General features: G+C 66.0%; 27 protein-coding genes. 15 read left to right on the plus strand and 12 right to left on the minus strand.

Features of this window, described 5'->3' with window-relative positions; all coding sequences use genetic code 11:
- Window positions 1-20: 20 nt before the first annotated feature.
- Window positions 21-830: an ATP-binding protein gene (locus tag ASE90_RS09130; RefSeq protein WP_055999070.1), complete on the plus strand. Its 810-nt coding sequence runs from the start codon at window positions 21-23 to the stop codon at window positions 828-830.
- Between the two features lie 234 nt (window positions 831-1,064).
- On the opposite strand, the gene ASE90_RS09135 is transcribed toward ASE90_RS09130, so the two are convergent.
- Window positions 1,065-2,834, minus strand: a complete 1,770-nt coding sequence (locus tag ASE90_RS09135) for an ATP-binding cassette domain-containing protein (protein ID WP_055999073.1) — start codon at window positions 2,832-2,834, stop codon at window positions 1,065-1,067.
- Between the two features lie 86 nt (window positions 2,835-2,920).
- Between ASE90_RS09135 and ASE90_RS09140 the strand changes: the two genes are divergently transcribed.
- Genes ASE90_RS09140 through ASE90_RS09150 form a run of 3 tightly spaced genes read left to right on the plus strand, consistent with a single transcriptional unit; the run spans window position 2,921 to window position 5,344 of the window.
- On the plus strand, window positions 2,921-3,235 hold the full coding sequence (locus ASE90_RS09140) for a hypothetical protein (protein WP_055999076.1): 315 nt from the start codon (window positions 2,921-2,923) through the stop codon (window positions 3,233-3,235).
- 22 nt (window positions 3,236-3,257) lie between these two features.
- The gene (locus ASE90_RS09145; RefSeq protein ID WP_055999079.1) at window positions 3,258-3,947 is read left to right on the plus strand and encodes a response regulator transcription factor; all 690 of its coding nucleotides are present in this window, start codon (window positions 3,258-3,260) and stop codon (window positions 3,945-3,947) included.
- Between the two features lie 11 nt (window positions 3,948-3,958).
- Entirely contained in the window at window positions 3,959-5,344 is a 1,386-nt protein-coding gene (locus tag ASE90_RS09150; protein WP_055999082.1) for a sensor histidine kinase, read from the plus strand.
- On the opposite strand, the gene ASE90_RS09155 is transcribed toward ASE90_RS09150, so the two are convergent.
- From ASE90_RS09155 to pdxH, 4 genes are all read right to left on the minus strand, one after another.
- Complete coding sequence (locus ASE90_RS09155; protein ID WP_082449682.1) at window positions 5,266-6,327, minus strand: LLM class flavin-dependent oxidoreductase; 1,062 nt, start codon at window positions 6,325-6,327, stop codon at window positions 5,266-5,268. The two genes, ASE90_RS09150 and ASE90_RS09155, sit on opposite strands and share 79 nt — an antisense overlap.
- Before the next feature lie 286 nt (window positions 6,328-6,613).
- Window positions 6,614-7,396: a PhzF family phenazine biosynthesis protein gene (locus ASE90_RS09160; RefSeq protein ID WP_055999084.1), complete on the minus strand. Its 783-nt coding sequence runs from the start codon at window positions 7,394-7,396 to the stop codon at window positions 6,614-6,616.
- Entirely contained in the window at window positions 7,396-8,352 is a 957-nt protein-coding gene (locus ASE90_RS09165) for a cation diffusion facilitator family transporter (protein ID WP_055999087.1), read from the minus strand. Before ASE90_RS09165 ends, ASE90_RS09160 begins: the two co-directional genes overlap by 1 nt.
- Window positions 8,349-8,924 (minus strand): pyridoxamine 5'-phosphate oxidase, encoded by a 576-nt coding sequence (gene pdxH, locus ASE90_RS09170; RefSeq protein WP_055999090.1) that lies wholly within the window; start codon window positions 8,922-8,924, stop codon window positions 8,349-8,351. Before pdxH ends, ASE90_RS09165 begins: the two co-directional genes overlap by 4 nt.
- A gap of 116 nt (window positions 8,925-9,040) precedes the next feature.
- Between pdxH and ASE90_RS09175 the strand changes: the two genes are divergently transcribed.
- Complete coding sequence (locus ASE90_RS09175; RefSeq protein ID WP_055999280.1) at window positions 9,041-9,940, plus strand: Ku protein; 900 nt, start codon at window positions 9,041-9,043, stop codon at window positions 9,938-9,940.
- A gap of 1 nt (window position 9,941) precedes the next feature.
- The gene (gene ligD / locus ASE90_RS09180) at window positions 9,942-12,353 is read left to right on the plus strand and encodes a DNA ligase D (RefSeq protein ID WP_055999093.1); all 2,412 of its coding nucleotides are present in this window, start codon (window positions 9,942-9,944) and stop codon (window positions 12,351-12,353) included.
- Here ligD and galE read toward each other — a convergent pair whose 3' ends face one another.
- Window positions 12,354-13,355, minus strand: a complete 1,002-nt coding sequence (gene galE / locus ASE90_RS09185) for a UDP-glucose 4-epimerase GalE (RefSeq protein ID WP_055999096.1) — start codon at window positions 13,353-13,355, stop codon at window positions 12,354-12,356. It abuts the gene before it with no gap.
- 65 nt (window positions 13,356-13,420) lie between these two features.
- Here galE and msrA point away from each other — a divergent pair, with 65 nt between their 5' ends.
- Both msrA and ASE90_RS09195 read left to right on the plus strand, forming a co-directional pair.
- Window positions 13,421-13,963, plus strand: a complete 543-nt coding sequence (gene msrA, locus ASE90_RS09190) for a peptide-methionine (S)-S-oxide reductase MsrA (protein ID WP_055999099.1) — start codon at window positions 13,421-13,423, stop codon at window positions 13,961-13,963.
- Window positions 13,964-14,109: 146 nt separating this feature from the next.
- Complete coding sequence (locus ASE90_RS09195) at window positions 14,110-15,930, plus strand: GAF domain-containing protein (RefSeq protein WP_055999102.1); 1,821 nt, start codon at window positions 14,110-14,112, stop codon at window positions 15,928-15,930.
- A 141-nt stretch (window positions 15,931-16,071) separates the two neighbouring features.
- Here the strand turns inward: ASE90_RS09195 and ASE90_RS09200 are convergent, their stop codons facing one another.
- From ASE90_RS09200 to ASE90_RS20285, 3 genes are all read right to left on the minus strand, one after another.
- Entirely contained in the window at window positions 16,072-16,323 is a 252-nt protein-coding gene (locus ASE90_RS09200; RefSeq protein WP_055999105.1) for a GlsB/YeaQ/YmgE family stress response membrane protein, read from the minus strand.
- Between the two features lie 110 nt (window positions 16,324-16,433).
- Window positions 16,434-16,736: a DUF1153 domain-containing protein gene (locus ASE90_RS09205; protein ID WP_055999108.1), complete on the minus strand. Its 303-nt coding sequence runs from the start codon at window positions 16,734-16,736 to the stop codon at window positions 16,434-16,436.
- 100 nt (window positions 16,737-16,836) lie between these two features.
- Complete coding sequence (locus ASE90_RS20285; RefSeq protein WP_200910846.1) at window positions 16,837-17,040, minus strand: hypothetical protein; 204 nt, start codon at window positions 17,038-17,040, stop codon at window positions 16,837-16,839.
- 178 nt (window positions 17,041-17,218) lie between these two features.
- Between ASE90_RS20285 and mnmA the strand changes: the two genes are divergently transcribed.
- The 4 genes from mnmA (at window position 17,219) to nhaA (ending at window position 21,144) form a co-directional block, all read left to right on the plus strand.
- On the plus strand, window positions 17,219-18,313 hold the full coding sequence (gene mnmA / locus ASE90_RS09215; RefSeq protein WP_055999111.1) for a tRNA 2-thiouridine(34) synthase MnmA: 1,095 nt from the start codon (window positions 17,219-17,221) through the stop codon (window positions 18,311-18,313).
- 116 nt (window positions 18,314-18,429) lie between these two features.
- Entirely contained in the window at window positions 18,430-19,092 is a 663-nt protein-coding gene (locus ASE90_RS09220) for a pyrimidine 5'-nucleotidase (protein ID WP_055999114.1), read from the plus strand.
- Window positions 19,089-19,907 carry a 2,3,4,5-tetrahydropyridine-2,6-dicarboxylate N-succinyltransferase gene (gene dapD, locus ASE90_RS09225; RefSeq protein ID WP_055999117.1) on the plus strand — a complete coding sequence of 273 codons (819 nt, stop codon included), beginning with the start codon at window positions 19,089-19,091 and terminating at the stop codon, window positions 19,905-19,907. Before ASE90_RS09220 ends, dapD begins: the two co-directional genes overlap by 4 nt.
- 46 nt (window positions 19,908-19,953) lie before the next feature.
- A complete protein-coding gene (gene nhaA, locus ASE90_RS09230; RefSeq protein ID WP_055999120.1) occupies window positions 19,954-21,144 on the plus strand; it encodes a Na+/H+ antiporter NhaA in 1,191 nt (396 codons plus the stop codon).
- Here nhaA and ASE90_RS09235 read toward each other — a convergent pair.
- Window positions 21,131-22,360 carry a dipeptidase gene (locus tag ASE90_RS09235; RefSeq protein ID WP_055999123.1) on the minus strand — a complete coding sequence of 410 codons (1,230 nt, stop codon included), beginning with the start codon at window positions 22,358-22,360 and terminating at the stop codon, window positions 21,131-21,133. The genes nhaA and ASE90_RS09235 overlap by 14 nt on opposite strands.
- A gap of 72 nt (window positions 22,361-22,432) precedes the next feature.
- Here ASE90_RS09235 and ASE90_RS09240 point away from each other — a divergent pair, with 72 nt between their 5' ends.
- From ASE90_RS09240 to ASE90_RS21005, 3 genes are all read left to right on the plus strand, one after another.
- On the plus strand, window positions 22,433-22,972 hold the full coding sequence (locus tag ASE90_RS09240) for a hypothetical protein (protein ID WP_055999126.1): 540 nt from the start codon (window positions 22,433-22,435) through the stop codon (window positions 22,970-22,972).
- A 376-nt stretch (window positions 22,973-23,348) separates the two neighbouring features.
- Complete coding sequence (locus ASE90_RS20590; RefSeq protein ID WP_235531732.1) at window positions 23,349-23,546, plus strand: hypothetical protein; 198 nt, start codon at window positions 23,349-23,351, stop codon at window positions 23,544-23,546.
- Window positions 23,546-23,859 (plus strand): IS1 family transposase (locus ASE90_RS21005; RefSeq protein WP_414889055.1); only part of this gene is annotated, 314 nt, incomplete at its 3' end. The genes ASE90_RS20590 and ASE90_RS21005, both read left to right, overlap by 1 nt.
- Before the next feature lie 389 nt (window positions 23,860-24,248).
- Here the strand turns inward: ASE90_RS21005 and ASE90_RS09255 are convergent.
- Both ASE90_RS09255 and ASE90_RS09260 read right to left on the minus strand, forming a co-directional pair.
- A complete protein-coding gene (locus tag ASE90_RS09255; protein WP_055999135.1) occupies window positions 24,249-25,178 on the minus strand; it encodes an electron transfer flavoprotein subunit alpha/FixB family protein in 930 nt (309 codons plus the stop codon).
- Entirely contained in the window at window positions 25,175-25,924 is a 750-nt protein-coding gene (locus ASE90_RS09260) for an electron transfer flavoprotein subunit beta/FixA family protein (RefSeq protein WP_055999138.1), read from the minus strand. Before ASE90_RS09260 ends, ASE90_RS09255 begins: the two co-directional genes overlap by 4 nt.
- Between the last annotated feature and the right edge of the window lie 173 nt (window positions 25,925-26,097).

Here is a 26,097-nt window from a genome sequence, read left to right on the forward strand (position 1 = left end):
TCGCTGGCTAGGGCGGCGACATGACCGATCCGCTCCTTCGCATCGCCGCCGCGCTCGAACGCCTGTCGCCACCGCCGCCGCCCGCCGCCGATCCGCTGGCGCATCGGGCCTATGGCTGGGACGGCGCAGTGCTGTCGGCAGCGCGGGGGTTCCGGCCGTTGCCGATCGACCGGCTGGTCGGGATCGAGGCGCAACGTAACGCGCTGACCGCCAATCTCGACCGGCTTGCCAAGGGCGCGGCGGCGCATGACGTGCTGCTATGGGGTGCGCGCGGCACCGGCAAGTCGGCGCTGGTCAAGGCGGCGGTCGGGCAGGTGCAGGCGGACGGCGGCAATCTCGCGCTGGTGGAGGCATCGGCCGGGGCGCTGGCGAATCTACCCGCGCTGTTCGCGCTACTGGCCGACATGCCGCGCGCGTTCGTCGTGTTCGTTGACGATCTCGGCTTCGATACCCCCGCCGATGGCCGCGCGTTGCGATCGCTGCTGGAGGGTGGCGCGGAGGGGCGGCCGCCGAACGTCCGGCTGATCGTCACCGCCAACCGCCGTCATTTGGTCCCGCGCGACCTGAAGGAGCAGGATAGCGCCATCAACCCGCGCGACGGCATCGACGATGCGCTGGCACTGGCCGACCGGTTCGGCCTGTCGCTCGGCTTCCACGTTGTCGACCAGGATCACTATGTCGCGATCGTCGAGCGTTACTGCGATGCCTATTCCCTGCCGTTCGATGCGCAGGACGCGATCGGCTGGGCAACGAAGCGCGGCAGCCGGTCGGGGCGCGTGGCATGGCAGTATGTGACTGATCTCGCCGGCCGCCACGGCAAGGTGGTTTAGAAGAAGATTGGTTCACGCGAAGGCACGGAGACGCGAAGGGGTTTCGTCGGCGGCTTCTGCCGCCCTTCATCACCAACGTTGGCTGAAAGCGAAGGCGCTGCCGCGCGGATGTCGTCTTCGCGTCTCCGCGCCTTCGCGCGAACCAATCTCTGCTGTCGGCGGACGCATCGCTTGTGGCTGTCCCCCTCCATCAGCCTGCGGCTGGTCCCCCTCTCCGCGAAGCGGGGAGGGGCTTTACGCCTCCGCCATTTCCGCCAGCGCCAGCCAGCGCTCTTCCGCCGCGTCCTTTTCCGCCCGCGCCTTCTCGATCTGCGCGTTCAGCGCCGCGAAGCGCTTCGGGTCCTTGGTGTACAACGCCGGATCGGCCAGCAGCGCTTCGTCGCGTTCGATCGCCGCTTCCAGTTCCTCGATCCGCTTGGGCAGGATGTCGAGGTCGCGCTGGTCCTTGTAGCTCATCTTGGACGATTTCGGTTTGGCCGGCGCGGCCTCGACCGGCTTCGCCTTGGCCTTCGCCGCGCTCCGTTCACGCCGCTTGGCGACCCAGTCGGCATAGCCGCCCGGCACGACATCGACATGGCCGCTGCCGTCCATTCCCAGCGTCACCGTCACCGTCCGGTCGAGAAAGTCGCGATCGTGGCTGACGATCAGCACGGTCCCGGCATAGTCGCCGATCACCTCCTGCAACAGGTCCAGCGTCTCCAGGTCGAGATCGTTGGTCGGTTCGTCGAGCACCAGCAGGTTCGACGGCCGCGCGAATTCGCGGGCGAGCAGCAGCCGCGACCGCTCGCCGCCCGACAGCGTGCCGATCCGCGCCTCGGCGATCGACGGATCGAACAGAAACTCCTTCAGATAGCCATGGACGTGCTTCTTCGACCCGTTGACCTCGATCCAGTCGCCGCCGTCCGCCAGCACGTCGCGCACCCGCTTTTCCGGGGCCATCAGCTTGCGCTGCTGGTCGATCACGATGCCGTCGAGCGTCTGCGCGCGCATGATCTTGCCCGAATCGGGGTCGAGGTCGCCGGTCAGCAGCCGCAGCAACGTCGTCTTGCCGGCACCGTTACCACCGACGATGCCGATCCGGTCGCCACGCCGGACGCGCAACGAAAAGTCCTTCAGCACCGTGCGGTCGCCGAACGCCTTGGTCACATGTTCGGCGTCGATCACCACCTTGGTCTTGGTATCGTCGGCCTCTACTGCCAATTTGGCGGTGCCCTGCGGCCCCTGCATCGCTGCGCGCTGCGCCCGCAATTCGTGGAGCTTTTCGAGCCGGCCCATGTTGCGCTTGCGCCGTGCGGTGACGCCGCGGTGGAGCCAGTGTTCCTCGATCTTCAGCTTCGCGTCGAGCCGCTGCGCCGCGCGTTCCTCTTCGGCGGCGGCCTGTTCCATCCACGCCTCGAACCCGCCGAACCCGATCTCGGCGCGGCGGATACCGCCGCGATCCAGCCAAAGCGTCGATTTGGTCAGCCGCGTCAGGAAGGCGCGGTCGTGGCTGATGACGATGAACGCGCCGTTGAAGCGGTTCAGCCATTCCTCCAGCCATTCGATCGCCGACAGGTCGAGATGGTTGGTCGGTTCGTCGAGCAGCAGCACGTCGGGATTCTCGGCCAGCGCGCGCGCGATCGCCGCCCGCCGTCGCTCGCCGCCCGATGCGGTCGCCGCCTCGCGGTTCAGGTCGATGCCGAGCTGGTCGGCGATGGCATCGACCTCGTGCTCGGCCGGGGCACGCGGTCCGCGCAGGGCGAAGTCCCGCAGTGTCGCATAGCCATCGACCTGCGGGTCCTGTTCCAGCAGCACGACATGCGTACCCGGCACGATCGTCCGCCGGCCCTCATCGGCATCGACCGCGCCGGCAATCAGCTTCAACAGCGTCGTCTTGCCCGCGCCGTTGCGCCCGATCAGCGCCAGCCGGTCGCGTGTGCCGACATGGATGTCGAGCCCGCGAAACAGCCAGCCATTGCCCTGGATCAATCCAAGGCCCTCATAGGACAATATCGGTGCAGCCATGTGTGGCAGGTAAGCCGCAGTTGCGAACGAAGCAAGTTACGCCAGCCTGTCTGCCCTATTCACGGGCTGTTCAAGGCGTGGCCCCTATGCCACGCCTGATGGTGATGGTCGTTCGGTTCCTTGCCCTGGGATTGCTGGCGGTGTCGGGTGTCGCGCAGGCGACGGTCGACCAGCGGCTGCGCGATCACCGCGCGGCACAGGCTGCCCGCGAAGAGGGGCGCATCCTGCCGATGCGCGAGATCGAACGCCGGGTCGTGCCGCAGATGCGCGGCGCGCAATATCTCGGCTTCGACTATGATCCGGCGACCGGCATTTACACGCTCAAATTCCTGCGCGATGGCGCGGTGATCTGGGTCGATGTCGATGCCCGTACCGGTCAAATCACCGGCCGTAGTCGTTGAATCAAAAAGGGGAGAGAAGCCGATGCGCGTCCTGATCGTCGAGGACGAACCCAATCTCGGCCGCCAGCTGCGTACCACGCTGGAGGGTGCGGGCTATGCCGTCGACCTCGCCACCGATGGCGAAGAGGGGCATTTTCTCGGCTCGACCGAGACCTATGACGCGATTATCCTCGACCTCGGCCTGCCCGAGATCGACGGGCTGACCGTGCTCGATCGCTGGCGAAAGGAAGGCCGCAGCGCGCCGGTGCTGGTGCTGACCGCGCGCGACAGCTGGTCGGACAAGGTCGCAGGGCTGGACGCGGGGGCCGACGATTACGTCGCCAAGCCGTTCCAGACCGAGGAACTGATCGCCCGGCTGCGCGCGCTGATCCGGCGCGCGTCGGGTAATGCGTCGGCCGAACTGACGGCGGGCGATATCCGGCTCGACACCCGTTCGGGCAAGGTCACGCGCGCCGGCGAACCGGTGAAGCTGACCGCGCAGGAATATAAGTTGTTGTCCTACCTGCTCCATCACAAGGGCAAGGTGGTCAGCCGCACCGAATTGATCGAGCATATCTACGATCAGGATTTCGACCGTGATTCGAACACGATCGAAGTGTTCGTGACGCGTATCCGCAAGAAGCTGGGCGCCGACGTCATCACGACGATCCGCGGGCTCGGCTACAGTCTCGACGAACCGGGCGCGCCGAAGCCGGCGGGCGCGGAGGACTGAAGGCACACGCGATGGCGACCGGCGCCGACCCTGCCCCCCGCGCGCCGGCGCCGCGACCCTATGTCCGGGTGACGGGGTCGCTGTCGCGGCGGATGATCGTCGTCGCGGCGCTGTGGATCATGCTGTTGCTGGCCGGTGGCGGCTTCGCGCTTGACCGGGTGCTGGTGTCGGCGGTGACGCGCAATACCGATGACGGCCTCGAATATCTGCTCAACTCGCTGATCGTGTCGGCGGAGATCGACACCAGCGGCGAGGTGACGTTCAACCGGCAATTGTCCGATCAACGGTTCCTCGAACCCTATTCGGGGCTGTATTGGCAGGTCAGCGGACCAGGGCATGAAACATGGCCGTCGCGCTCGCTGTGGGATCGCAAGCTGCCGGTCGATCGCACTTATCGCTACACCGACATCCGGGTCTACGACGCCAAGCCGTTTCCCGAACAGAAGCTGCGGATCGTCGAGCGTGACCTGACGCTGCCCGGATCGCCGACGGTCTGGCGGTTTCAGGTCGCGGAGTCGCGCGACGTGCTCGACGGCTTGATCGCGGCGCTGCGCAAGACGCTGGTGCGGTCGTTCGCGCTGCTGGGCCTCGGCCTGATCGTTATGGCGGCGTTGCAGACCTGGTACGGGTTGTTGCCGCTCCGGGCGGTGCGCGATGCCATTGCCCGGTTGCGTGCGGGACAGTCGGCGCGGGTCGAGGGATCGATGCCCGCCGAAGTCGCCCCGTTGGTCGAGGAACTGAACGCGCTGGTCGAACATAACGACCGGCAGGCGGAGGAGGCACGGCGCCATGCCGGCAACCTTGCCCATGCGCTGAAAACGCCGCTGACCGTCATCATGAACGCCGCAGCCGCCGGGCAGGACGACTTGGCCGACACCGTCATCCGCGAGGCGCGGACGATGCGGCGGCAGGTCGACCATCACCTTGCTCGCGCCCGCGCGGTCGGGCGGCGCGGATCGGCACATAGCCGGGCGGAGGTATGGACGTCGGTCGAGGCGGTCGAGCGTGCCGTCGCGCGTCTCTATCCCAATGTCCGCATCGATATTGATGGGCAGAAGGATCTGGTCGCGCGGATCGAGCGACAGGATCTCGACGAAATCCTCGGCAATCTGGTCGAGAACGCCGCCAAATATGGCGGGGGCAGCGTGTTCATGACGGTGCGCGCCGATGCCGGCTTCGTCGAGCTTCTGGTCGAGGATGACGGGCGCGGCATCCCGGAGGCGGACCGGCTGCGCATTTTCGATCGCGGCGTTCGGCTCGATTCGGGCAAGCCGGGCACCGGTCTCGGCCTCGCCATCGTCCGCGACGTGGCCGAGATCTACGAGGGTACCGCTTCCCTCGAAGAGAGCGAGGATCTGGGCGGGCTGCTGGTCAGGTTGCGGCTGCCCGCCGCCTGAAGCGCGCGCATCGCCTCCGCCGCAATCGTCACGCTGCGCTTGCGCGCCGCCGGTTCGAACATCGCGCCGGTGATGACGACCTCATCGACCTGCGTCCGATCGATGAACTTGGCCAGCCCGGCACGCACCGTTTCCGGCCCGCCGATCGCCGAGCATTCGAGCACATGGTCGAGGATCGCATTGCCCTGCGCGCCGATCCGCTCACGATAGCCGGCGACAGGCGGCGGCAGTTCGATCGGCTGGCCGGTACGGATCGCCACGAACATCTGTTCGGTCGAACTGGCGAGCAAGCGGGCCTCCTCGTCGGTATCGGCCGCCAGCACGTTGAACGCCGCCGCGGCATAGGGCTTGTCAAGCACTGCCGACGGCCGGAAGTTGCGGCGATAGGCGTCCAGTGCCTGATCGAGTGCGGCGGGGGCGAAGTGTGAGGCGAAGGCGTAGGGCAGGCCGAGCATGGCCGCGAGTTGCGCCCCGAACAGCGACGATCCGAGAATCCATAGATCGACCTTCGCACCCGCACCCGGCACCGCGCGAATACCGCCCCGCGCGTCGTCGGCGAAATAGCGCTGCAACTCGACCACGTCCTGCGGAAAGGCATTGGGATCGCTGTCGAGCGTCCGGCGCAGTGCGCGCGCGACGATCTGGTCCGATCCCGGCGCGCGGCCCAGACCAAGGTCGATCCGCCCCGGAAACAGCGCATCCAGCGTGCCAAACTGTTCGGCGATGGTCAGCGGCGCGTGATTGGGCAGCATGATCCCGCCTGCGCCAACGCGGATCGCCTTCGTCGCAGCGGCAATATGGCCGATCACCACCGCCGTCGCCGCGCTGGCGATGCCGGGCATGCCGTGATGTTCGGCTACCCAATAGCGGTGATAGCCCTCGCGTTCGGCATGGGCGGCAAGGTCGGCGGCAGCGGCCAGCGCTTCGCCGGGGGTGCCGCCCTGACGGACGGGGACGAGGTCGAGCATCGAATAGCGGGTCATGGGAGGTAAATGGGCACTCGGTTGCGGATTGCTACCGAAGCGTTGCTTGTGCGGTGTAGGGAAGAAGTTGGTTTGCGCGGGGACGCGGAGGAAGAAGAAGTTGGTTCGCGCGAAGGCGCGAAGGCGCGAAGTACGCGAAGGGGTTGCGCTCTTTGCGGGCCGCTCGCGGTCGGGAGACGTTTTGTCCCTGGCATCCATGAAATGAGGCCGCTGGCGCGGGAATGGTCGTGCCGCGCGCAACCCCTCTGCGCCCTTTGCGCCTCCGCGCCTTCGCGTGAACAATCAATCAGAGCAACAGTTCGCCCTGCATCACCGTAACGCACTGCCCGCCCAGCACCGCGCGTTCGCCGCTGAGCGTACAGGTCAGATGCCCGCCGCGGGCGCTCGCCTGATACGCCGTGAAACGATCGCGCCCCAACCGTTCGGCCCAGAAGGGCGCGAGCGCGGCATGGGCCGATCCGGTCACCGGGTCTTCGTCCACGCCCCAGGCGGGCACGAACACCCGGCTGACGATATCGGCGACGTCGCCCGGCGCGGTGACGATCGCCATCACTTCGCATGTCGCCAGCGCGGCCATATCGGGCGCACAGGCCCGAACGGCGGCGGCATCGGGCAGCAGGATGATGCTGGTCTGCTGCGCGCCGGAAACGCTGGCGAACACCTCCCCCTCGCACCGCAGCGCCGCCAGCAACGCCACATCGGGCGCCGACGCGACGCGCGTCACCGGCAGGTCGAGCATATAGCCATCGCCATCGCGCCCGACGGTCAGCACCCCGGCCTTGCGCGTGGCGAAGCGGACGGCGTCGCGGTCGCCCAGCACGACATGGCCGCTCGCCAGCGTCGCATGGCCGCACATCGCGATCTCGACGGTCGGGGTGAACCAGCGAAGCTCGTAATCGGCGTCGCCGTCCGAGGGCACGACGAACGCCGTTTCCGACAGATTATGCTCCAGCGCGATCGACTGAAGCAGCACATCGTCGGGCCATGCGTCGAGCAGCATCACCGCCGCCGGATTGCCCGAGAACGGCCGATCGGTGAAGGCGTCGACGACGGTGAACGGCATCGCCATCAGTAACTTCCCACGCGCTTGCCGAACCAGTGCGGGGTCACATCGGCCTCGACCAGCGGGTTGTCGGTATCGACATGGCCTTCGGGATCGAGATGGATCAGCACTTCCACCTTGGGGAAGGCGCTGCGCAGCGCGCGCTCGACGCCCTCTACCACGTCGTGCGCGTCGGCGACGGTCATGTCGCGCGCGACCTCCATATGGAATTGCGCGAAATCATGGCTGCCAGAGCGGCGCGTGCGGAAATCGTGGATGCCGCGCAGCCCTTCCTGCCGGGCGGCAACGTCGAGGAACGCGCGGCGTTCGTCCTCCGGCCACTCCTTGTCCATCAACTGGTCGATTGCCTGACTCGACGCCTGAAACGCACCCCAGCCGAGCCAGAGCGCGATCAGGATACCCATTACCGGGTCGGCACCACGCACTGCGAAGATCTGGTCGAGAACCATTGCGACAATGACGGCGAGGTTGAGCAACAGGTCGCTTTGATAATGGACGTTATCGGCACGGATCGCGACCGAACCGGTACGGTCGATGATCGACTTCTGATAGGCAAGCAACGCGAAGGTCGCGACCATCGCGATCACCGACACGCCGATACCGAATTCGACGTCCTGCGTTTCGCCGGGCGCACCGAACGCGGCGATGGCGCGCCACGCGATTCCCGCAGCCGAGGCGGTGATGAGCATGACCTGAAACAACGCCGCCAGCGCCTCCGCCTTGCCATGGCCGAAGCGGTGGTCGTGATCGGCAGGCGTTGCGGCAAGGCGCACGCCGTACAGCGTCACCAGCGACGCCAGCAGGTCGAGCGCGGTGTCGGCAAGGCTGCCGAGCATCGCCACCGATCCGGTATGCCACGCCGCAAAGCCCTTCAGACCCAGCAGGAACATCGCCATCGTCACCGACGCAATGGCGGCGCGGGTGGCGAGCGGGATCACCCGCTTGCGTTCGGTCTCGGTCACGGGAACAGCAATCCTTCGCTCCAGCCGCCTTCGACTGCGGTGAAGACGCGGCGTTCGTGCAGCCGGTGGGCGCGGTCCTGCCAGAACTCGATCGATACCGGCGTCACGCGGTAGCCGCCCCAGAAGGGCGGGCGGGGCACGTCCTGTCCCTCGAACCGATCCGACATTTCGGCAAAGCGCGCTTCGAACGTTTCCCGGTCGGCGAGCGGACGCGACTGGTCCGATGCCCATGCCCCCAACTGCGAATCGCGACCGCGCGATGCGAAATAGGCATCCGATTCAGCGTCGGTTGCCAGCGTCACCGGCCCCTCGATCCGGATCTGCCGCCGCAGGGATTTCCAGTGGAACAGCAGGGCGGCGTTGGGATTGGCGGTCAGGTCGGCGGCCTTGCGCCCCTCGCGATTGGTGTAGAACACGAAGCCGTCGGGGCCATGGCCCTTCAACAGCACCATCCGTACCGACGGGCGTCCGGCGGCATCGGCGGTGGCGAGTGCCATCGCATTGGGATCGTTGGGCTCGCTGGCCTTGGCTTCAGCGAACCACTGATCGAACAGGGCAAAGGGATCGGTCATATCCCGGCACATACGCATTTTCGTCAGCAATTTCACCCCGGCGCATTCCGCACATGCGGAACGAGTCTTTCCCCTGCGGATTGAATCGGTTGAGCAACGATTTCGGGAATTCCGGCATGGCGGCACGCGCATATTGGCAGGGGCAGATCCGCCTTGCCCTCGTATCGATCCCGGTCGAAATCTACAGCGCGACCAAATCGGGCGCGAGCATCAGCTTTCGCCAGATTCACGAACCCAGCGGCAAGCCGATCCATTACGAGAAATCGGTAACCGGCATCGGCCCGGTCGATCCGGACGAAATCATGAAGGGGTACCAGATTGAAAAGGGCGAATATGTCCTGCTCGATCAGGAGGAGATCGACGCCGTCAAGCTGGAGTCGAAGAAGACGCTGGAACTGACCCAGTTCGTCGACGCGCATGAGATCGACGTGATCTATTACGAAAAGCCCTATTTCGTGGTGCCTGCCGACGATCTGGCCGAAGAGGCGTTCATCGTGCTGCGCGAGGCGCTGAAGCGCACGAGGAAGGTCGGGCTGGGCCAGTTGGCGCTGCGAGGGCGCGAATATGTCGTCAGCCTGAAACCCTGTGGGCGCGGCATGGTGCTGGAAACGTTGCGCTATGCCGACGAGGTCAACCGCGCGCAGGGCTATTTTCGCGACATTCCGGATGCCAAGCCCGACGACGACCTGCTCGATCTTGCCGAGACGCTGATCGCGAAAAAGACCGCGAAATTCGATCCGCAGGAGTTTCACGACCGCTATGTCGACGCGCTGAAGGATCTGGTCGAACGCAAGGTGAAGGCGAAGGGCCGCAAGATCGTCGACACCACCGAGGAGGAGCGGCCGAGCGGCGGTAATGTCGTCGACCTGATGGCCGCCCTCAAGAAGTCGCTCGAAAAGGGAGGCGCGGCGAAGGCGGGTGACGACAAGCCCGCGCCCAAGAAGCGTGCGGCACCGAAGGCCAAGCCGGCTGCGAAAACCACCGCGCGCAAGCCGGCGGCCGCCAAGCGCGCCTGACATGGCGGCGAAACCGGACCCGCTGGCAAGGTATAACGCGAAGCGCGATTTCGCGCGCACTGCCGAACCAGCCGGGACGCTGGCCACGGGCAAGGGCAATCGCTTCATCGTCCAGAAGCACGACGCGACCCGGCTGCATTATGATTTCCGGCTGGAGATCGATGGGGTGCTCAAAAGCTGGGCGGTGACGCGCGGCCCCAGCATCGATCCCGACCAGAAGCGGCTGGCGGTCCGGACCGAGGATCATCCGCTATCCTATGCCGACTTCGAAGGGGTGATCCCGGCGGGCGAATATGGCGGTGGCACGGTGATGCTGTGGGATACCGGCACCTGGTCGCCGATCGCCGGCAAATCGGCGAAGGATCTGGACGAGGGCCATCTCCACTTCGTGCTCGCGGGGAAGCGGATGCGCGGCGAATGGTTGCTGGTCCGGCTGAAGCCGCGCGGCAACGAAAAGCGCGAGAACTGGCTGTTGCGCAAGGTCGCCGACCCGCACGCGGGGGGCACCGACCTGCTGACCGATACGCTGTTGACCAGCGTCAAGACCGGGCGGACGATGGAGGAGATCACCGCCGGCAAGCCGTCGGTGAAGCCGACGAGGCGGGGAAAGGGAAAGGTTGCGCGGCCCGCCTTCGCCGATCCGCAACTGGCGACGTTGGTCGATAGCGTGCCGACGGGCAGCAACTGGCTGCACGAGGTCAAATATGACGGCTATCGCATCCTGATCGCGACCGGCGGCGACGGACCGCGCCTTTATACGCGGACCGGGCTGGACTGGACGAGCAGGTTCCCGGACGTCGCCGAGGCCGCGCGGAGCCTGCCGCCGGGGCTGTTGCTCGATGGCGAGGTCGTGGCGCTTCGCGACGGCAAACCCGATTTCTCGACGTTGCAGGCAGCGATCAAAGACGGCGGCGGCATGCGCTGTTTCCTGTTCGACCTGCTGCATGATGCCGGCGGCGACCGGCGCGACGAACCGCTGGTCCGGCGCAAGGAACGGTTACGGGGGGTGCTGGCCGATGCCGATCCCCGGCTGGCCTATTCCGACCATGTCACCGGATCGGGCGAGCAACTGTTCGCGGCGATGTGCCGGGAGGGCTTTGAAGGGATCGTGTCGAAACAGGCCGACGCCCCCTATCGCGGCACCCGGACCAAGGGGTGGGTGAAGGTCAAATGTACCCACCGGCAGGAGTTCATCCTTGTCGGCTGGGTGCCGAGCGAGGCACGCGGCCGGCCGTTCAAGTCGCTGTTGCTGGCGGTGCAGGGCGAGGATGGCTTGCGCTATGCCGGCCGGGTCGGAACCGGGTTCGATGCCGCGACGATGGCGCAACTGCGCGATGCGCTGGCGCCGCTGGAGCGCAAGACCCCGCCGCTCGATCTGCCCGCCGCCGTCCGGCGGGGGGCGCGGTTCGTGACGCCGACGCTGGTCGCCGAGGTCGCCTTTGCCGAATTCACCGCCGACGACATCGTCCGTCATGCCAGCTTTCTAGGCCTGCGCGGCGACAAGGCAGCCAAGGATGTCGTGCGCGAGACGCCGGCACCGGTCGAACGGGCATCGAAGGCGCGCATCACCAGCGCCGGCCGGGTGATCTTTCCCGGCGATCGGCTGACCAAGGGCGATCTGGCCGACTATGTCGAGGCGGTCGCGCCGCTGTTGCTGCCATGGGCGGCGAACCGGCCGATCAGTCTGGTGCGCTGTCCGCAGGGGCGGGCCAAGGCGTGTTTCTTCCAGAAGCATGATGCCGGCAGCTTCGGTGATGCGGTCTTGTCGGTCGAGATCGCGGAGAAGGATGGCGGGCGCGAGCCCTATCTGTTCGTGCGCGACGCCGCGGGACTGCTGGCGTGCGTCCAGATGGGAACGATCGAGTTTCACGGTTGGGGTGCAGGGGTCGAGGATGTCGAACGGCCCGACCGGATGGTGTTCGACCTCGATCCCGATGAGAGCCTCGATTTCGGCGATGTGAAGCGCGCCGCGCACGACCTGCACCGCCATCTCGCCGACCTCGGACTGGCGAGCTTCGCGATGCTGTCGGGGGGGAAGGGGGTTCATGTCGTCGTGCCGCTGACCCCCGATGCGCAGTGGCCGGCGGTCAAGGATTTTGCCGATCGCTTCGCCCGCGCGCTGGCGCAGGCCGAACCCGACCGCTTCGTGGCGACGATGGCGAAGGCGAAGCGGAAGGGGCGCATCTTCATCGACTGGCTGCGCAACCAGCGCGGCAGCACCGCCGTGCTCCCCTATTCGGCGCGGGCGCGGGCCGGTGCGCCGGTGGCGGCCCCGGTCGCATGGCGGGAGCTCGACGATATCGACAGCCCGGCGCGCTGGACGATCCGCGACGCCGGGGAATTGCTGAAGCGTGCCGACAGCCGGCTTTTGGCCGGCTGGGGTGTCGCCGATCAGGTGTTGCCCGATCGGTGATTACTGCGCGTTGCGCTCCGCTAATGCGCGTTCCCATCCCAACGCGTCGCGGACGATCTGGTCGAGATCGGCATGTTGCGGCCGCCACGGCAGCGTCGACAGGATCGTGCTGTTGTCGGCGACCAGCGCGTCGGGATCGCCGGCGCGGCGACCCTCCAGCCGGCGGTCGATGGTCAGGTTGGTGACCCGGTCGACGGCGTCGAGCACTTCGAGCACCGAATAGCCGCGGCCATAGCCGGCGTTCATCGTGTGGTTGCTGGTCGGATCGGCCATCAGCAGGTCGAGCGCATGAACATGCGCGTCGGCCAGATCGCTGACATGGATATAGTCGCGCACGCCGGTGCCGTCGGGCGTGGCGAAATCGGTGCCATAGACGCCGACATGGCTACGCTTGCCGATCGCCGCCTCGACCGCGACCTTGATGAGGTGGGTGGCGCCGGCCGTCGACTGGCCCGAGCGGCCCTTGGGATCGGCACCGGCGACGTTGAAATAACGGAGCGCGGCATAGTTGATCGGATGCGCGGCGGCGACGTCGGCCAGCATGATCTCGGTCATCAGCTTCGACATGCCGTACGGATTGATCGGCTGTTTCGGGCTGTCCTCGCGCACCGGCACGACGTCCGGGATGCCGTAGGTCGCGGCGGTCGAGGAGAAGATGAAGTGCTTCACCCCCTCGGCAACCGCGCTTTCGATCAGGCTGCGCGAGGCGGCGGTGTTGTTGCGATAATATTTAAGCGGGTTCTCGACCGATTCGGGCACCACCACCGATCCGGCGAAGTGCAGGATCGCATGGACCTTGTGCTCGCGAAGCGCGGCGCGGACGGCATTGTCGTCGGAAATATCGGCGACGACCAGCGCGGCACGCGAATCGACGGCCCAGTCGAAGCCGGTGACCAGATTGTCGACGACGACGACGTCATGCCCCGCATCGAGCAGCGCCAGCACCGCATGGCTGCCGATATATCCCGCCCCGCCCGTAACCAGAACCTTGCCGTCGCTCATCTTGTCTGTCCCCGATTGTACCGCCGCAGCGCGCGCCTATCTCCCTGACAGAAGGAGATTACGCAATGGCTACCGAACAGGCGATATTCGCCGGCGGATGTTTTTGGTGCACCGAAGCGGTGTTTCGCGATGTGATCGGCGTCGAACAGGTCGAAAGCGGCTATATCGGCGGCACGATCGAACATCCGACGTACAAACAGGTCTGTGGCGGGAATACCGGCCATGCCGAGGCGATCCGGGTTACCTATGATCCGGCGGTGATCGGCTATGACGACATGCTCGACATCTTCTTTGCGACGCATGATCCGACGCAACTGAACCGGCAGGGCAACGACGTCGGCACCCAGTATCGCTCGGCGATCTTCCCGATGTCGCCCGAACAGGAAGCGGCGGCGCGCGCCGGGATCGAACGGGCGGGCGAAGGACGCGGCAAGATCGTGACCACGATCGAACCGCTGTCGACCTGGTATCCGGCCGAGGACTATCATCAGGAATATTGGGACGGTGAGGGACAGCGTAATCCCTATTGCCTGGCGATCATTCCGCCCAAGCTGCAAAAGCTGCGCAAGAGCTTCGCGGCGCGGACGCGGAGTGCCGAAACCGCCTGATCGGGACGAGATACTACCGGGACCGATGTGATTTCGGTCGACCGGCGAAGGTCTGTAAGGTGCAAGGGCCGTGCCAACCATGGTGCGGCCCTTGTGCTGTCTACGGAGAATCGCTATTCAGAACATGGCCTTGGGGGGCAGAGGACATGGGGGCGAATGATGACCCTGCGGCGGCGGAACGGCTGGCGGCGATACGCGACTATCGTTTGATACAGTTGACCGGCGATGCGGCGCAGGACGATCTCGTACGGCTGGCGGCACAGATATGTGCGGCGCCGGTGGCGCTCGTCACGATCATCGATGCTGGTTGGCAATGGTTTTCGGCACGGGTCGGCACCGATGCGCCGGGCACGTCGCTCGACGATGCGATCTGTATTCATGCGCTGGATGCCGACGACATGCTGGTCATTCCCGACCTGTCGATCGATGCGCGGACGCGCGATAGCGGGATCGTTACGGCCGGCCCCAAAGTCCGCTTCTATGCCGGGGTGCCGTTGCGTCTGAACGGCGTGGCGACGGGGACGCTGTGCGTCCTCGATGTCGTTCCCCGGCCGGAAGGGTTGACCGACATCCAGCGCGAAATGATGCGCAGCCTGGCGCGACAGGTGGTAGCAATGCTGGAAATGCGGCGGTTGCTGGCCGAACGCGACGTTACCCTGGCGCGGATCGCCGATGCCGAAACGGCGCTGAGCGGTAACGAGCAACGCTGGCAGGGCCTGTTCCAGAATCTCGGCGACGGTTTTGCGCTGGGCAAGGCGTTGCGTGACGACGATGGTCGCGTCGTCGACTGGCAGTTTTTCGACGCCAATCCAGCGTGGTATGCACTATGGGGGATCGATCGCGCGACGATGTTGTCGAGGACCGGACGTATGTTGGACGCGGCTGCCCCGGGAAGCTGGGCGGACGATCTGCACGGATTGCTGCGCGACGGGACGCCGGTCGGGTTCGTCCATCATATCCCGACGCTGCGCCGCTGGTTTCGCGGACATTGTTTCCGCATCGACAGCGAACGGTTCGGTGCGATCCTGCAGGATATTACCAACGAACGCGGGGCCGAAGGGCGACAGAGCGTCCTGATCGAACTCGGTGACGTGTTGCGCGACTGCCATGATGCCGCCGCCGTGGCGCAGGTTGCATCGGCGTTGGTCGGGGAGGCGGTGGTCGTGCGCGACGTACAGACCGATTCGCGCACGCTCCATCGGGCCGATGGCCTGCTGGCGATGTCGGTCGCCGCCTTCGTGATCGTCCCCGTGCGTCGGGACGGACGCATCGTTTCGGCCTTCGTGGTCCATGATCCGGCACCGCGGCACTGGCGAGCCGAGGAAATCGTGTTCCTGCGCAAGGTCGCTGACCGTGTCGAGGTCGGCATGGCGCAGGTTGAATCCGAAGTGCAGCGGAACCTGTTGATCCAGGAACTGGCGCATCGGTTGAAGAACACGCTGTCGATGGTGCAGGCGATCGCGTCGCAGACGTTGCGCGGGACGATCGCGCGCGAGCCACTCGACGCGTTCGAGCGGCGCTTGCAGGCATTGGGCGTTGCCCATGACGTGCTGGTCGAACGGAACTGGGTCGGTGCCGATATGCATGCGACGGTACGGCAGGTGCTTGCCGTCTTCGGCTGCGACGATCGCATCGCCCTGTCGGGTCCCGACGTCGCGCTCGGCGCACGGGCCGCGCTGTCGCTGGCGCTGATGCTACACGAACTGGGGACCAATGCGGTCAAGTACGGGGCGTTGTCGGCAGGTGCCGGACGCGTCTCGATCGAGTGGATCGTGGAGGACGGCGTACTGTGCTTTATCTGGCGCGAACGTGGTGGCCCTCCGGTCCGGACGCCTACCCGCCGTGGTTTCGGGTCTAAATTGTTGCGGCTGGGGCTGACCGGCAACGGCGACAGCGAGACGTGTTTCGAACCGGACGGGGTCGTGGTGACGATGCGCGCTGCGGTATCGGAGTTGACCGGGGGCTGAAGGCCGCTGGTGCTGCGGAACGCGTTTTTGGCGTAGCAGCAAACAGTCCCTCGGCTACGAACAAGAGATACCCGGTCTTCGAAAACCAAAAAGGCCGCCCGGTAAGGGGCGGCCCATTCGTCTCGGTTCGAGAGCAGGTGCTTAACGCACCGTACCGCGACGCACGAGGTTCACGATTGCCAGCAGCACCACTGCGCCAACCAGCGAATACAGGAAGCTGGTAACCGTGATGCCGTTGTTGATGTTGGCACCGGTAACGAAGCCGGCAATTACTGCGCCCACGATGCCGACGACGATGTTCAGGAAAATGCCCTGCTGCGCGTCCGTCCGCATGATGATGCTGGCCAGCCAGCCAACGACACCGCCCACGATCAGCCAGAGAATGATACCCATTTCACGTCCCTCCATTTGGTGCCTGCTACCCGATGCTGTGCGTACCGGGCGTACTGAGGGAAAGACTCTCAAGGGACTAGGTTGTTCCGCCTGCGTATTTAACGAATACCTTAATATTTTCGCTGCTGGCGTTCGTAGAGCGTTTTGTAGTGCTGGATCCGGGTCACCCGCAGCCCCGGCATACCCGACCGGTCGACCGCGCGCTGCCATCCGGCGAACTCCTCGGCCGACAGATTGTACCGCATGCAAACGTCGTCGACGGTTATCAGCCCGCCATTGACCGCCGCGACCACTTCCGCCTTGCGCCGGACGACCCACCGGGTCGTTTCGGCTGGCGGCAGCGTATCGAGCGTAAGCGGTTCGCCGAGCGGACCGATCACCTTTGCCGGACGAATTTTCTGGTTCTCAATCATACTGGACCTCGAGCCGGGGTGGGAGACCCCTGAAACCTACTTTTTCGGTCATACTGAACACGGCTGAACATGAGCTAAAACGGCTAGGTAAACATGGTCTTCATTCGCGCGGCACCCATGCGGAATTGGCGATGGACCGTTGCTCCGCCACGATACGCGGATCGAGCAGCGTCGCCGTCCAGCAGTTGAACGCGCCCTCGGTCGGGGTCAGCAGCGATACCGGCGCGCGCTTCCACGTCAGTTGCGTCTGCAACCGGGCCGTCGGCGTCGCGGCCTGCCGGCCCGTCGCCGAGGCCAGCAACACGGCCAGTTCCGTCGGTAACGGTGTGACCGTGCTACCACGGTCGAAACGGGCGAAGCTCAGTTCCAATGCATCTTTCCCACATGGGTTTCGAACCCTGTTGCTACCCGACACACCTGAAGGTCCGGTAAATGACGCCCCGTTTTTGCAAGCCGGCCGCGAAAGGATTATCGGCGGCCGCATGAATGCTGCTGATTTTCAACTCGAATCGCCGGTTGCCGCACGACGGATCGTCGTCGCCATGTCGGGCGGGGTCGACAGTTCGGTCGTTGCCGCGCTTGCCCATGCTACCGGCGCGGAGACGATCGGCGTCACGCTGCAACTCTACGACCATGGCGCGGCGGTCGGTCGGGCGGGGTCGTGCTGCGCCGGCCGCGACATTCGCGACGCGCGCGCGGTATGCGACCGGCTGGGCATCGCCCATTATGTGTTCGATCACGAAACCAGTTTCCGCGAGACGGTGATCGACGATTTCGCCGATGCCTATCTGGCCGGGCGGACGCCGATCCCGTGCGTGAAGTGCAATATGGGGCCGAAATTCACCGACCTGTTCGCGCTGGCGCGTGATCTGGGCGCGGATTGCCTCGCGACCGGTCATTATATCCGGCGAGCGATGGGCGCGGCCGGCGCGGAACTGCACCGCGCGGTCGATCCGGCGCGCGACCAGAGCTATTTCCTGTTCGCGACGACGCAGGATCAGCTCGACTTCCTCCGTTTTCCGCTGGGTGGCATGCCCAAGGCGCGCGTGCGCGAGATCGCCGCCGAACTAGGGCTGGGCGTCGCGGGCAAGCCCGACAGTCAGGATATCTGCTTCGTGCCCGATGGTGACTATGCCGGTCTGGTCCGCAAGCTGCGCCCCGAAGCGAACGAGGGCGGCGAGATCGTCGATCTGGGCGGGCAGGTGCTCGGGCAGCATGGCGGGCTGGTCGGCTATACCGTCGGGCAGCGGCGCGGGCTGGAGATCGGCGGCCTAGCCGAGCCGCTCTATGTCGTGCGGCTGGAGCCGGAGACGAAGCGACTGGTCGTCGGACCGCGCAGTGCTCTGGCGGTCGGTGCGGCGCGCCTGTCGCAGATCAACTGGATCGGCGGCGACCATGCTGGTCCGTTGACCGCCAAGGTGCGGTCGATGGCGAAGCCGGTACCAGCGCGACTGGAAGGCGACAGGCTGGTGTTCGATGCACCCGAATATGGCGTCGCGCCCGGACAGGCGGCGGTGTTGTATGCCGGGGAACGAGTGCTGGGCGGCGGCTGGATCGAGACGACGGAGGCCGCGTAAGTCCTTCCCGGTACCGCGTTGCGCGGCCTGCCCCCTCCACCGGCTGCGCTGGTCCCCTTCCCCGTACCGGGGAGGAGCTTGCAGCATATCTCGCACCCGCCTACAGCCCGCGACCGATGCTACCCGCGCTCGCCCATGTCCGTGACTGGATCTTCGATCTCGACAACACGCTCTATCCGGCGTCGAGCAATCTGTTCGCCGAGGTCGAGGCGCGCATGGGGCAATATATCTGCGACCTGCTGGGCTGCGATGCGGCGGAAGCGCACCGGGTGCAGAAGATGCATTTCCACAATCACGGCACGTCGCTGTCGGGGCTGATGGCCGAGCAGGCGGTCGATCCGCACCATTTTCTCGATTTCGTCCACGACATCGACCTGTCGCCGCTGGTCCCCGATCCCGATCTGCCGCGGCTGCTGGCCGGATTGCCGGGGCGCAAGCTGGTCTTCACCAATGGCGATGCGCCATATGCGCAGCGGGTGCTCGACAAGCTCGGCCTGTCCGACAGCTTTGCGGGCATCCATGACATCCATGCCACCGCCTATCGCCCGAAACCGCACACCAGCGCGTATGACGGGCTGTGCGCAGCGTGGGAGATTAACCCCAAGGCCGCGCTGTTCGCCGAGGATATGGCCCGCAACCTCGTCCCCGCGAAGGAAGTGGGCATGACGACGGTCTGGGTCGACAACGGGTCCGAACAGGGGCTGCCCGTGGACCGCGACCATATCGATTACATCACGCACGACATCGTCGCGTGGCTACGCTTCGTGGAGGAATCATGACCGACCTTGCTGCCCAGATCGATGCCGCATGGGAAAACCGTGCCGAGCTGACCGTCCATACGCAGGGCGAGGTTCGTGACGCTGTCGACGCCGCGCTGGCACTGCTCGATTCGGGTGAGGCGCGCGTGGCCGAGCCGGTACGTGACGGCTGGCAGGTCAATCAGTGGCTGAAAAAGGCGGTGCTGCTATCGTTCCGCCTGAACGACAACCAGATCATGGACGGCCCCGGCGGCACCAACTGGTTCGACAAGGTGCCGAGCAAGTTCACCGGCTGGGGCGAACACCGGTTCCGCGAGGCCGGGTTCCGCGCGGTGCCGGGCAGCATCGTCCGCCGCGGCGCGTTCGTCGGCAAGGGCGCGATCCTGATGCCGAGCTTCGTCAACATCGGTGCCTATGTCGGCGAAGGCACGATGGTCGACACCTGGGCGACCGTCGGCAGCTGTGCGCAGATCGGCAGGAACGTCCACCTGTCGGGCGGGGCCGGGATCGGCGGCGTGCTGGAGCCGCTGCAGGCCGATCCGGTCATCATCGGCGATGGCGCGTTCATCGGCGCGCGGGCCGAAGTGGCTGAGGGCGTCCGCGTCGGTGAGGGCGCGGTGCTGTCGATGGGCGTGTATCTCGGCGCATCGACCAAGATCATCGACCGCACAACCGGCGAAACCTTCCGTGGTGAAGTCCCTCCATATGCGGTGGTGGTCCCGGGATCGATCGGTGGCGGCGAGGGCAAGCCGGCGCTATACTGTGCCGTGATCGTCAAGCGGGTCGATGCCCAGACGCGGTCGAAGACCAGCATCAACGAGTTGCTGCGGGACTGATCCGAAGTCCCTCCCCGTGACGGGGGTGATTTGGTAGGGCGGGCGCATGAACCGGCCCCGTTCCATGATCCGTACCCTCCTGCACGGCGAAGCTGCGGGCGGCATCGTGCTGATGCTGGCTTCGGCGGCGGCCTTGCTGCTCGCCAACCTGCCCGGCACGGCCGACGCCTATTTCCATCTGCTGCACCTGACCACCGGGCCGGTGCTCAGCGACCGCCATGGACCGATGACGGTGCATCTGTGGGTCAATGACGCGGCGATGGCGCTGTTCTTCCTGCTGGTCGGTCTGGAGATCAAGCGCGAGCTGGTCGACGGGCGACTGGCGACATGGGAGCAGCGCCGCCTGCCGGTGATCGCGGCGATCGCCGGCATGGCAGCGCCGGCGATCCTGTACCTGCTGGTCGCGCGATCGACGCCGGGCATCGCACGCGGCTGGGCGATTCCGGCGGCGACCGATATCGCCTTTGCCGTCGGGGTGATGGCGCTGCTTGGCAAGCGCGTGCCGGCGGCGCTGAAGCTGTTTCTGACGACGCTGGCGATCGTCGACGATATGGGTGCGGTCGCGATCATCGCGCTGGGCTATACCAGCGGTCTCGACCTGACGGCGCTGGGCGGCGCAGCGCTGGTGCTGGCGATGCTCATCGCGCTGAACCGGGCGGGCGTGGTGCGACTGGCGCCGTATCTGATCTTGGCCGTGCCTTTATGGTATCTGGTGTTCCTGTCCGGCATCCATGCGACCGTTGCCGGGGTGCTGGCGGCGATGACCATTCCGGTCAAACCGACACCGGGCGCGCCGGAGGCGATCGATTCACCGCTTCACCGGCTCGAACATGCCATTCATCCGTGGGTCGCCTTCGCGGTCGTGCCGGTGTTCGGTTTCGTCAATGCCGGGGTTGCGGTGACAGGCGTGCCGCTGTCGATCCTGTGGGTACCCCTGCCGCTGGCGGTCGCGGTCGGGCTGTTCGTCGGTAAACAGGTCGGCGTGCTCGGCGCGATCTGGCTGGCGGTGCGCAGCGGACTGTCGTGCCGGCCGGGCGATGCCAATTGGGTGCAACTGTGGGGCGTCGCGGCGCTGGCCGGGATCGGCTTCACCATGAGCCTGTTCATCGGCGGTCTCGCCTTTGCCGGCGATGCGGCGGCGATCGATCAGGTCAAGATCGGGGTACTCGCCGGATCGCTGCTGTCGGCATTGCTCGGCGCCGCGCTGCTGCGGTTCGCACCGGTCAGGGGTAGATAGCGTCGACCGGCTTCTGACCGGCCATCGCCTTCGCCACGGCCTCTGCCTTCGCCAGCACGCGCAGGCCATTGCCCTGCGCCAGTGCGCTCAGGTCGCTGTCGGACCAGCCGCGCCGCGCCAGTTCGGCGAACAAAAGCGGATAGCCGTCGACGCCGCCCATGCCCTCCGGTCCGGTGCCCGAAATGCCGTCATAATCCCCACCGATGCCGACATGCGCCCGCCCGGCGATTTTCGCGATATGCTCGACATGATCGGCCATCGTCGCGGCGGTGACGCGGGGGGCGGGGTTGGCGGCTTCCCAGGCCTTGATCGCGGGCGGCGTCTGCGTGCCGTAGCGGTTACCCGGCAGTCCCTGTGCCTTGGCAAAGGCACTGCGCCGGTTGTCCCAGTCGTTCCATGCGCTCGACAGGAACGCAGGATAGGCGTTGACCATCACCACGCCGCCGTTGCGGCCGATCGCCGCCAGCAACGGATCGGGAATGTTGCGCGGCCGGTCGGCGATCGCGCGGGCGTTGGAATGCGAGGCGATGACCGGGGCCTTCGTCGCCGCCAGCACCGCCGCCATCGTCGCGTCGGAGACGTGCGCGACATCGACCAGCATGCCCAAGCGGTTCATCTCCGCCACCACCTGCCGTCCGAACGGGGTTAGCCCGTTCGCCTGCGGCGCATCGGTCGAACTGTCGGCCCAGCCGACGCTCTTGCCATGGGTCAGCGTCATGTAGCGGACGCCGAGATTGTAATATTGGCGCAGGACCGACAGCCGGCCATCGATCTGGTGCCCGCCCTCCACGCCGATCAGCGAGGCGACGCGGCCGCGCTTCGCAATCCGCGCCATGTCGGCGGCGTCGCGGGCCAGCGCCATGCGTGTCGGGTTGGCGGCGATCATGCGGCGGACGATGTCGATCTGTTCGATCGTGGTTTCGACCGCCTGCGGACCGGTCGTCGTCGCCGGAATCCATACCGACCAGAATTGTCCGCCGACATGCCCCCTGGCGAGGCGCGGCAGATCGGTCTGGAGCGGTGGTTCGATGCGGCTGGTATCGGCGGTCAGGTCGACCGCCTCGACCGCGGCATGATGCCCGTCGCGAATTTCCCAGGGCAGGTCGTTATGCCCGTCGATGATCGGGGTGCGCGCCAGCACGCGTTCGGCGCGAGCGATGTCGGCGGCGGCCGGCACAGGTGCCTGCGCGGCGAGCAGGAGCAGGGGAAGCAGCATCGGGGGCCAAGCTACCGCGTCGCGCAGGCGCGCGACAAGTGCTACAGTAGCGGCAGGTCATAGGCTGCGTGCATGGCCGCGAAGGGAGATGCGCCGATGGTTCCCCTGTTGCTGTTGCTTGCCGGACAGGCCGCGACTCCCGCCGTCCCGATCGACGCGCCGCCCGAGCGAATTTCGATCCTCGTCGATCCGTGCGCGTCGGCGCGGCGCAATTCGCAGGACGACGAAATTCTCGTCTGCGGCAAGGAGGTACAGACGCCGCGGCTTCCGCTGCCATCCGAACGCACCCCGCCCGAGCGGCCGCTACCGTCCAATCCCTATGCCGATGGGCGCGGGGCGATGGCGGCGACGGCCAGTCCGTGCGCGACGCTGTCGGAAGGGTGCACGACCGGGGTCGATATCTTTGGCGGGGGCACCTTCCTCGTCCGCGCGGTCGGCAAGCTGATCGATCCGAACAGTTGCTGCGAAGAACCCGGCGAGGCGACCAATTTTTTCAAGCTGCTCGGCGACGTCGTTCGCGGGGGGAAAGGCAAGCCGTCGAAGGAGGAGCGGGCCAAGCGGATCGCGATCCCGCTCGATCCGGCGGTGCCGTTGCCGGTGGCGGCGAAGTAAGGGGTTGCTGGTGTGACTCGGGCTGAAATTCCTCCCCGGTACGGGGAGGGGGACCGGCGTAGCTGGTGGAGGGGGCGGGCCCGGAACGCTACCGTCCCGTTGGCGGGCAGCCCCCCCCCACCATGCTGTGCATGGCCCCCCCCCCCCCGTGCCGGGGGACTGTTTACATGGGGTGTTTTCTGGATTCTTTTCTGTTCCTGCAAGTTGGGACAGGGAGGATGGGATGCGGTGTCCAGAGTGTGATGGGACGGACCTGATCAAGCGAGGACGCAAGTCGGGCCATCAGCGCTACGCGTGCCGGACCTGCGGTCGATACTGCACCGACAGCCAGCCCAGGTTCAGTACTGAGACGAAAGCCCTGGCGATCGAGATGTACATGAACAGCATGGGCATCCGGGCGATCGGCCGGGTGCTGGGTGCATCGCCGGCGGGGGTCCTCAAGTGGATCCGCAAGGACCATGCGGTGCTGCAGCTCAAACTTGCGCAAGCCGCTCCGGTCGACACCGGCGTCGCCGACGTCATCGAGATGGACGAAATCTACACTTACGTCCAAAAAAACGGCAGCGAGCGGTAATCTGGACGGCGTACAGCCGCCGGCATCGACGCGTCGTCGCCTATCATGTGGGCGATCGCGGCGTCACCAGCGCGAGCGCCATCTACGCCCTGGCCAAGGCCGCTGTCGGCCAGATCRGCGCCATCTTCACCGACGCCAACTCCTGCTACCACCTCGCCTTCGCGCGGATCGGCGCGCCCGAACCCCACCAGCAGACCAAGGCGCAGACGCATCTGATCGAATCGTCCAACGCCTCGTTTCGCGACATGCTGGCCCGCTTCAACCGCCGAACCAAGCGCGCCTCCAAGACCCAACAGATGCTCGAGATCACCCTNCAGACCAAGGCGCAGACGCATCTGATCGAATCGTCCAACGCCTCGTTTCGCGACATGCTGGCCCGCTTCAACCGCCGAACCAAGCGCGCCTCCAAGACCCAACAGATGCTCGAGATCACCCTCGACATCTTCCTAGACAGAAAACGTCTACAGAGTCTGAAGTGCATACTCCCCGTACCGGGGAGGATTGGCGGCACGTTCGGTGCCGGGACCATCGGTTCCACGACGGCCTTTGGGGTAGTGTTCGACCAGACAGGTTCTTCGACAAAGGCCGACGCGGGAGTGAACCCCGCGTCGTCGGTCGTCGCGATGGCGACGCCGGCCGGCCGGCGCTTTGTGCGCTCGGGCTTTGCCCGCGCGTATCGTTCAGCAGCTCGCTCTGCTTCACTCAAAGCTTGGCGGTCAGCTCCGGCACCAGCGTAAACAGATCGCCGACCAGCCCGACATCGGCGACCTGAAAGATCGGTGCGTCCTCGTCCTTGTTGATCGCGACGATGACCTTCGAATCCTTCATCCCCGCCAGATGCTGAATCGCGCCCGAAATACCGACCGCGATATAGACCTCCGGCGCGACGATCTTGCCGGTCTGGCCGACCTGATAGTCGTTGGGCGCATAGCCGGCATCGACCGCCGCACGCGATGCGCCGACGGCGGCGTTGAGCTTGTCGGCGAGCGGATCGATCAGCGCGTGGAATTGCTCTTCCGATCCCAGCGCGCGACCGCCGGAGACGATGATCTTGGCGCTGGTGAGTTCGGGGCGTTCCGACGCGGCGATCTCCGCACCGACGAATTTGGAGACGCCCTTGTCACCGGTCGAGGTAACCGCCTCAACGGAGGCCGATCCGCCGGTCGCTTCCGCCTTGTCGAACGCCGTGCCGCGCACCGTCAGCACCAGCTTGGGATCGCTGGTCTTCACCGTCGCGATCGCGTTGCCGGCATAGATCGGGCGGGTGAAGCTGTCCGGCCCCTCGACCGACAGGATTTCGCTGATCTGCATCACGTCGAGCAGCGCGGCGACGCGCGGCGCGATGTTCTTGCCCGTCGTCGTCGCGGCCGCGACGAACGCATCGTGGCTGCCCATCAGTTCGACGACCAGCGGCGCGACGTTCTCGGCAAGGTTGTGGGCAAAGGCGGCGTCGTCGGCGACCAGCACCCGGGCGACCCCGGCGATCTGTGCAGCGGCCTGTGCAACGCCATCGACGCCTTGCCCTGCGACCAGTGCCTCGACTTCACCCAGCCTGGCGGCGGCGGTGACGGCGGCGTAGGTCGCGTCCTTGACCGCCTGTCCGTCATGTTCAACCCAAACCAGCGTCTTCATGCGACCACTCCCAGCGTCTTCAGCTTGCCGACCAGTTCGTCGACGTCGGCGACCTTGACCCCGGCCTGCCGCTTCGACGGTTCCTCGACCTTCACCGTGGTCAGGCGCGGGCTGACATCGACGCCGTAATCGGCGGCGGTTTTCGCCACCAACGGCTTCGACTTGGCCTTCATGATGTTGGGCAGCGACGCATAGCGCGGCTCGTTCAGGCGCAGGTCGGTGGTGACGATCGCCGGCAGGTTGAGCGCGACCCTCTCCAGCCCGCCATCGACTTCGCGGGTGACATTGACCGTGCCGCCCGCCACCTCGACCTTGCTGGCGAAGGTGCCCTGCGGATAGCCGGTCAGCGCCGCCAGCATCTGCCCGGTCTGGTTGTTGTCGTCGTCGATCGCCTGCTTGCCGAGAATGACCAGTCCCGGCGCTTCCTCGTCGATCACCGCCTTCAACAGCTTGGCGACGCCCAGCGGCTCGACCTTGGTGTCGCTGGTAATCAGGATCGCGCGGTCGGCACCCATCGCCAGCGCGGTGCGCAACGTATCCTGCGCCTTCTGCTCGCCGATCGACACGACGACGATCTCGGTCGCCACGCCCTTTTCCTTCAGGCGGATCGCTTCCTCGACCGCGATCTCGTCGAACGGGTTCATGCTCATCTTGACGTTGGCGAGGTCGACCCCGCTCCCATCGGCTTTCACACGAGGCTTCACATTGTAATCAAGCACACGCTTGACCGGCACCAGCACCTTCATGGGCACTCCCTCTCAAAACGTCTTGCGCTGTGGCATCGCGCGTTTCTGTGGCGGCTCTGCGTGGGTTTCGCAAGTCCGGTATGGAAACGCCGGGACGCCGTAGCGGCAGGCGGCGACCCTAGACCGAATTACCTTGCCTCCCCAACGAAAAAGGGCCCGGACGTTTCCGCCCG

It is taken from the genome of Sphingomonas sp. Leaf67, assembly GCF_001421965.1.
Lineage (GTDB): Bacteria > Pseudomonadota > Alphaproteobacteria > Sphingomonadales > Sphingomonadaceae > Sphingomonas.